Origin of the sequence: Mycobacterium sp., assembly GCF_050701515.1 — a bacterium.
In the GTDB taxonomy this organism is placed as follows: domain Bacteria; phylum Actinomycetota; class Actinomycetes; order Mycobacteriales; family Mycobacteriaceae; genus Mycobacterium.
Window position 1 is genome coordinate 1 of record NZ_JBOGDB010000163.1, and the last position, 6,400, is coordinate 6,400.

At 68.8% G+C, this 6,400-nt stretch carries 8 protein-coding genes; 2 read left to right on the forward strand and 6 right to left on the reverse strand.

The window, feature by feature from the left end; all coding sequences use genetic code 11:
* From ACRDU5_RS13775 to ACRDU5_RS13785, 3 genes are all read right to left on the reverse strand, one after another.
* Positions 1-243: WhiB family transcriptional regulator (locus ACRDU5_RS13775; RefSeq protein ID WP_526615125.1), on the reverse strand; the 243-nt coding region annotated here is incomplete at its 3' end.
* Positions 244-380: 137 nt separating this feature from the next.
* The gene (locus tag ACRDU5_RS13780) at positions 381-551 is read right to left on the reverse strand and encodes a hypothetical protein (protein ID WP_526615126.1); all 171 of its coding nucleotides are present in this window, start codon (positions 549-551) and stop codon (positions 381-383) included.
* Between the two features lie 104 nt (positions 552-655).
* On the reverse strand, positions 656-2,761 hold the full coding sequence (locus ACRDU5_RS13785) for a UvrD-helicase domain-containing protein (protein WP_526615127.1): 2,106 nt from the start codon (positions 2,759-2,761) through the stop codon (positions 656-658).
* A gap of 103 nt (positions 2,762-2,864) precedes the next feature.
* On the opposite strand from ACRDU5_RS13785, the gene mrx1 reads away from it, so the two are divergent.
* Positions 2,865-3,116: a mycoredoxin Mrx1 gene (gene mrx1 / locus ACRDU5_RS13790; RefSeq protein WP_526615128.1), complete on the forward strand. Its 252-nt coding sequence runs from the start codon at positions 2,865-2,867 to the stop codon at positions 3,114-3,116.
* On the opposite strand, the gene nudC is transcribed toward mrx1, so the two are convergent.
* Both nudC and ACRDU5_RS13800 read right to left on the reverse strand, forming a co-directional pair.
* Positions 3,113-4,060: an NAD(+) diphosphatase gene (gene nudC / locus ACRDU5_RS13795; RefSeq protein WP_526615129.1), complete on the reverse strand. Its 948-nt coding sequence runs from the start codon at positions 4,058-4,060 to the stop codon at positions 3,113-3,115. The two genes, mrx1 and nudC, sit on opposite strands and share 4 nt — an antisense overlap.
* Positions 4,057-5,136 carry a potassium channel family protein gene (locus ACRDU5_RS13800; protein WP_526615130.1) on the reverse strand — a complete coding sequence of 360 codons (1,080 nt, stop codon included), beginning with the start codon at positions 5,134-5,136 and terminating at the stop codon, positions 4,057-4,059. The genes nudC and ACRDU5_RS13800 overlap by 4 nt, the downstream gene beginning before the upstream one ends.
* Before the next feature lie 46 nt (positions 5,137-5,182).
* On the opposite strand from ACRDU5_RS13800, the gene ACRDU5_RS13805 reads away from it, so the two are divergent.
* Entirely contained in the window at positions 5,183-5,602 is a 420-nt protein-coding gene (locus tag ACRDU5_RS13805; RefSeq protein WP_526615132.1) for a DoxX-related protein, read from the forward strand.
* Here ACRDU5_RS13805 and ACRDU5_RS13810 read toward each other — a convergent pair.
* Positions 5,599-6,400 (reverse strand): RecB family exonuclease (locus ACRDU5_RS13810; RefSeq protein WP_526615133.1); only part of this gene is annotated, 802 nt, incomplete at its 5' end. The genes ACRDU5_RS13805 and ACRDU5_RS13810 overlap by 4 nt on opposite strands.

Here is a 6,400-nt window from a genome sequence, read left to right on the forward strand (position 1 = left end):
CCGGCCGCGCGGGCGCTTGCGCGCCACGATCGTGCCGCGCTCGAGGATCTCGCCACCCCAAACACCCCACGGCTCACCGCGTTCCAGCGCCGCGGCCAGGCACTCACGCCGGATCGGGCAGTCGGCGCACAGCGCCTTGGCCCGCTCCAGCTCGACGGGACTTTCCGCGAACCACAAGTCGGGATCTCCGACATGACATGGCACGGCCGGCGGCGATTTCTTGCGGCATGTCAGGCCCGACATGTCCGTTCACCTGCTTTCCTGGTCGTTGATTGGCGGTTCTTTGGATCTGCGACCAGGTGATTGGGGGTCCCCCAAAAACTATGGCCACGGATCCGGTGATTGCGGTCCGTGGCCATTTCGGCTTTTCGTGGGCTCTCCTAGATGGTGCCCCGATTCACGGACGCGACAATCGCGGTGGCGGTGTGGCGCTTACGCGGCGCAATCGCAGCGGCAGCGGGGTGCGCAGCGGCGGCAATGGCCTCGGTGACATGGAGGGTTCGCGCCATGCCGGCCGTGCCTACGCCGGTGAACGCATTGATAATCGCCATGATCGCAGCACCCTCCTCTCGTCCGCTCGGGTGTGCTCCTGAGGCTAGAGCCTATCAGGCCCTTTTCACAAACGATTTTCTGACCAGCGGATTTGGCATGATCTCTACGACGTTTGGCGGCCCTGGACCATTGCCAGCACATCGGGACCGAACTGCTCGAGCTTGCGGGCGCCGATGCCGGGAATCGCCACCAGCGCGGCATCGTCGGTGGGCAGCGTCTCGGCGATCGCGATCAACGTGTTGTCGGTGAACACCACGTATGCCGGGACGCTCATGTCCTTGGAAGTCCGCAGCCGCCAGTCCTTGAGCGCAGCGAGCAGCTCCTCGTCGATGTCGGACGGACAGGTTTCGCAGCGACGCAACATGATTGATGCGGGCGTGGCCAGCGTGCCGTTGCAGACGCGGCAGCGCGGGCTGGCCCCACGTTGCCGACGCGGCCGGCTCGGTGCATCGGCCGGCGACTGTGGGGCGATGCCGTTGAGGAAGCGGGAGGGTCGTCGACTCTGCCTGCCGCCCGGATTGCGGGCCAGCGCCCAGCTCAGCGCCAAATGCACTCTGGCCCTGGTGATTCCAACGTAGAGCAGCCGGCGTTCCTCCTCGACCGGCTCGCTGTCAGGGCCGTGCGCCAACGCGTGCGAGATGGGCAGCGTGCCGTCGGCAAGCCCGACCAGGAAGACCGCATCCCATTCCAGACCCTTGGCCGCGTGCAGCGAGGCCAGCGTGACGCCCTGCACCACCGGTGGGTGGCGGGCGTCGGCTCGCTGCCTCAGCTCGGCCAATAGCGCACCCAGATCCAGCGACGGCCGCTGCGCCACCTCGTCGTCGACGAGTTCGGCCAGCGCGGTCAGCGCCTCCCACCGCTCCCTGGCCCGGGTGCCGGCAGGCGGTTCGGCGATCAGCCCGAGTGGCTCGAGCAGTTCACGCACCAACGGCGGCAATTCGGCGGCCGACGCGTCGACGCCGCGTTCGGTAGCGCGCTGCAGCGCCACCAGCGCCTGCCGGATCTCCTGACGGCTGAAGAACCCTTCGCCGCCGCGCACCTGGAATGCGATGCCGGCTTCGGTCAGCGCTTCCTCGTACGCCTCGGACTGGGCATTGATCCGGTACAGCACCGCGATCTCGGCTGGGGACGTACCGGATTCGATGAGCCGCTTTATCCGCTTGGCGACCGCGGCGGCCTCGGCCACCTCGTCGGGGTGCTCGGTGAATGAGGGTGCCGGGCCGGCATCGCGCTGGCCGACCAGGTGCAGCTTGCTGCCGGCTACCCGGCCGCGGGCCGCGGCAATCACCCGGTTGGCCAGCGAGACCACCTGCGGGGTCGACCGGTAGTCGCGTTCCAGGCGCACCACGGCGGCATCCGGAAACCGCCGCGAGAAGTCCAACAGATAACGCGGGGAGGCGCCGGTGAAGGAGTAGATGGTCTGGTTGGCGTCGCCGACGACGGTCAGGTCGTCGCGATCACCCAGCCAGGCGTCGAGCACCCGCTGTTGTAGTGGGGTGACGTCCTGGTATTCGTCGACGACGAAGCAGCGGTATCGGTCGCGGAACTCCTCGGCCACCGCGGCGTCGTTCTCGATTGCGGCGGCGGTGTGCAGCAGCAGGTCGTCGAAATCGAGCAGCGCCGTCCCGTCGTGGCGGGCCTTGAGCGTCTCGTAGCCGGCATAGACACCTGCCACCTTGGCAGCCTCCAGCGGGATGTCGCGGCCGGCCTTGCCGACTTCGGCGGCGTAACCCTCCGGACTGATCAGCGACGCCTTGGCCCACTCGATTTCACCGGCCAGGTCGCGCACGTCTTCGGTGCTGACGTGTAAGCCGGCCCGGTTCGCGGACTGGGCGACGACGGCGAACTTGCTGTCGAGCAGCTGCCAGCCGGTGTCGCCGACCACCCGGGGCCAGAAGTACCGCAACTGTCGACGAGCCGCGGCGTGAAACGTCATCGCCTGCACCGACCCGGTGCCGGTGCCGTCGTCCAGCGCCCGCAACCGGCCCCGCATCTCGCCGGCGGCGCGCTGGGTGAACGTCACGGCCAGCACCTGGCCCGCGGCGACGTGACCGGCCCTCACCAGATGTGCGATGCGCCGGGTGATCGTCCTGGTCTTCCCGGTCCCGGCCCCGGCCAGCACGCACACCGGGCCGCGTGCGGCCAGCACGGCGTCGCGCTGTTCGTCATCGAGCTCATCGAGATGCGATGACGGGGCAACCACCGGCATGGCGTCCATCATGGCAGGGCGCACCGACAAAGCCCGGTCACCGCGACGCCCGCGTCGCGCCGAATTCGGCAATATTGACGGGCCCGGATACGTTGAAGCCGTCATGACAGCCAGCGCCGCTCCGGTCACCATGTACACCACGTCGTGGTGTGGCTACTGCTTCAGGCTGAAGACGGTGCTGAAGGCCGAGGGCATCCCCTATACCGAGGTCGACATCGAAAACGATCCCGCTGCCGCGGAATTCGTGATGTCGGTCAACGACGGAAACCAGACGGTGCCGACGCTGAAGTTCGCCGACGGATCCACGTTGACCAACCCGAGCGCGCGCGAGGTCAAGTCCAAGCTGGCGGCTTAGTCTCCCCAGCTGGCGCGTGGGCCCAGGGCCGCCCAGGATTCGATGATCTCGCGAGCGATCGAGATCGAGCCCGGCAGCAGCAGGCGCGACGGCGAAGTACTGCTCCAGTCGCCGTGCTCGAGCGCCTCGCGGATCTCGGCGCGAGTGAACCAGGCCGCCTCGGCAATCTCCCCGTCGTGAAAGGCGAACTCCTGCTCGGGGTCACCGATGGCGTGGAAACCGACCATCAGCGACCGCGGAAACGGCCACGGCTGGCTGCCCAGGTAGCGCACGTCGCGCACGGTCAGGCCGATTTCCTCGGCGATCTCGCGGGTCACGCACGATTCGAACGACTCGCCCGCCTCGACGAATCCGGCCAGCAGCGAGAACAACCGCTCCGGCCACACGGTCTGGCGGGCCAGCACGGCGCGGTCGTGCCCGTCGTGAACCAGGCAGATCACCGCCGGGTCGATGCGCGGAAACTCCTCGTGGCCGTTGACCGGGTTGACCCTCGACCAGCCGCCCTTGGCCGATTTCGTCGGGGCGCCGTCGACGGTGCTGAACCGCGCGCTGTCATGCCAGTTCAGCAGCGCGGTCGCGGTCGCCACCAACTGCGCGCTGACGTCGTCGAAGATCTGGCCCGCCCGGCGCAGGTCGAGCACCTCGGTTTCGTGCTCGGAATCCTCGGGCGCCTCCAGTGCGCCGCGCACCGCCCACACGTGCCTGCCGTCCTTCATGCGGCCAAGGAACACCGCGTGCCCGGGTGGCCGGTCGCCGAGTTTGGCGGCCGTGCCGAGCACCGCCCGGCCCTCGGAGATCAACACCTGGTTGCGCGAATCCACCCGCAGCACAAGGGCATCGGGCCAACCGGCGGTCGCGGCGTCGATGTCGGTGCGCAACGCGTCGGCACGGTCCGCGCCGACCCGGGACAGCAACGGCACATTGCGCAGCTCGAACGAGCTCATCGATCGGAGTCCGCGCTGCGGATGTAGAGCAGCCGGTCGCCGAGTTCGAGCGCGTCGACCTGCGGGTCGTCGACGCGCAGCAGCTGGCCGGCCCGCACCACGCCCAGCACGATGTCGGAAAGATGCCGCGGCGAGCCGCCGACCTCTTTTGGGGTGACCTCGCGTTCGGAAATGGCGAACCCGGCGTCGGGTGTCAGCAGATCTTCCATCATCTCGACGACGCTCGGGGTCTGCACGGCGATGCCCAGTAGCCGGCCCGCGGTCTCGGATGTCACCACGCTCGAGTCCGCACCTGACTGCTCCAGCAGATGCTGATTTTCGGCCTCGCGGACCGCGGCAATGATCTTGGCCTTTGGCGCCAGCTCGCGCGCGGTGAGGGTGACGAGTACCGCGCTGTCGTCACGATTGGTCGCCACGATGATTGCCTTGGCGTGCTGAGCGCTGGCCAGCCGTAGCACCTCCGAGTCGGTCGCGCTGCCGCGCACGGTGACCAGGCCGGCGCTCTTGGCGCGCTCGAGCGCGGCCGCGTCCGTGTCCACGACGACGATGTCGGCCGGTGCGACCTCGTCGCCGACCATTGCGGCGGCCGCGGTCCTGCCCTTGGTGCCGTAACCCACGACCACGATGTGGTTGCGCACTTTGTTCCTCCATCGCTGGATTTGGTAGACCTGCCGCGACTGCGTGGTGAGCGTTTCTACCGTCGTGCCGATCAGGACGATCAGGAACGCGATCCGCATCGGTGTGATGACCAGGACGTTGACGAGCCGAGCCTCAGGCGTGATGGGTGTGATGTCGCCGTATCCGGTGGTCGACAGGGACACCGTCGCGTAGTACAGGCAGTCCAGGAACGTCAGCTCGTTTTCCTGGGAGTCGCGGTACCCGTCGCGGTCGATGTAGACGATGAGCACCACCGCGAACAGAACCACCAGGGCATAGACGACCCGCACGGTGATGCGCCGGGCCGGACTGACCGGTTCGGTCGGAATCTGCACCGTGTCGGTCAGGGCGTGGACAGGTCGATCGGCCAGCGACTCGTCGAACCTACGGAGCCGACGACGCAATCTTCCCTTAGCCACTAGGGTCCGTCACCGCGTGGGACTGCCGCACCAGCACAATGTAACCATGACCTCCCCGCCGCCCGAACTGCAGCAGATCGTCAGCCCGGTTCCCGCCTATCGCCTGGCGGCCCTGCTGCTCGGCGTCGGCACGACGCATTTCTTGATGCCCAAGCCGTTCGACGACATCATTCCGGCCGAACTGCCGGGCAGCCCGCGGCTCTACACCTACGCATCGGGCGTGGCCGAGCTGACCACCGGTGCGCTGTCCCCCGCAAGCGGGAGGTGCCCCCAGCTGGCGCCGCGCACCCGCAAGCTGGGCGCGGCGGCCGCGGTCGCCGTCTTCCTCGGGGTGTTCCCCGGCAACATCAATATGGTGCGGCTGTGGTGGGACAGGCCGTGGCCGATGCGGCTGGCCGCGATCGCCCGGCTGCCGCTGCAGATTCCGATGATCAGCACGGCGCTCAAGGTGTATCGCAGCACCTAAGCCGCGTGCGCCTCGAGCAGCGCGACAAGATCGTCCGGCTCGGGCAGCGATTTGGGAGTGACGGTCTGGCCGGACCGCACGTAGTGAAACGCGGCGCGGACCGAAGTGGCCGGGCGGCCCTGCAGCGCCGCCCATGCCAACCGGTAGACCGCGAGCTGAACGGCGGCGTGCCGTTCGGCCTCCGGCGTCTGCGGGGGTTCACCGGTTTTCCAGTCGACCACAGTGACGCCCCCGTCGCCGTCGTCGAACACCGCGTCGATGCGTCCCCGCACTATTGTGTTGCTGGTGCCCGCGATCACCATGTCGAACGGAACCTCCACGTCAACCGGAGTGCGGGTGGCCCACGGCGACGCCGCGAAGGCGGCCTGCAACTCGGCAAGGCCCTCGGCGTCGGCGCGGGCCAGCTCGCCATCCACCGCGCCGGGCAGGTCATCCAGGTCGAACAGCCGCTCGGCGCCGTAGAAGCGCTGCACCCAATCGTGGAACGCGGTGCCCAGCAGGGCATGCGCATCGGGCCGGACCGGCAGCCGGCGGCGCAGCCGTTGCACCGCCGCATCGGGGTCGCGGCCGAGTTCCACCAGGCTGCTGACCGACAGCTGGGCGGGCAGCCGCGCGGTCGCCTTCCGCGGCCCGCGATCCCGCTCGGCGAGCAGCGCGTCGACGTCGGCGGCCCAGTCGTCGGTGTCGCCGCCCGCGACCTCGAGTCGGCCCGACATCGCCCGGCGCACCAGCGCCGCCCCACGATCGACGTCGTCGCGACGCTCCCCCGCCGGGTCCGCGGGCCACATCGCCTCGACC

Bases quoted from the DNA above. Each gene is read 5' to 3' on its own strand.
- ACRDU5_RS13780 (WP_526615126.1), bottom strand. From the start codon at position 551: ATGGCGATTATCAATGCGTTCACCGGCGTAGGCACGGCCGGCATGGCG.
- ACRDU5_RS13785 (WP_526615127.1), bottom strand. From the start codon at position 2,761: ATGCCGGTGGTTGCCCCGTCATCGCATCTCGATGAGCTCGATGACGAA.
- mrx1 (WP_526615128.1), top strand. From the start codon at position 2,865: ATGACAGCCAGCGCCGCTCCGGTCACCATGTACACCACGTCGTGGTGT.
- nudC (WP_526615129.1), bottom strand. From the start codon at position 4,060: ATGAGCTCGTTCGAGCTGCGCAATGTGCCGTTGCTGTCCCGGGTCGGC.
- ACRDU5_RS13805 (WP_526615132.1), top strand. From the start codon at position 5,183: ATGACCTCCCCGCCGCCCGAACTGCAGCAGATCGTCAGCCCGGTTCCC.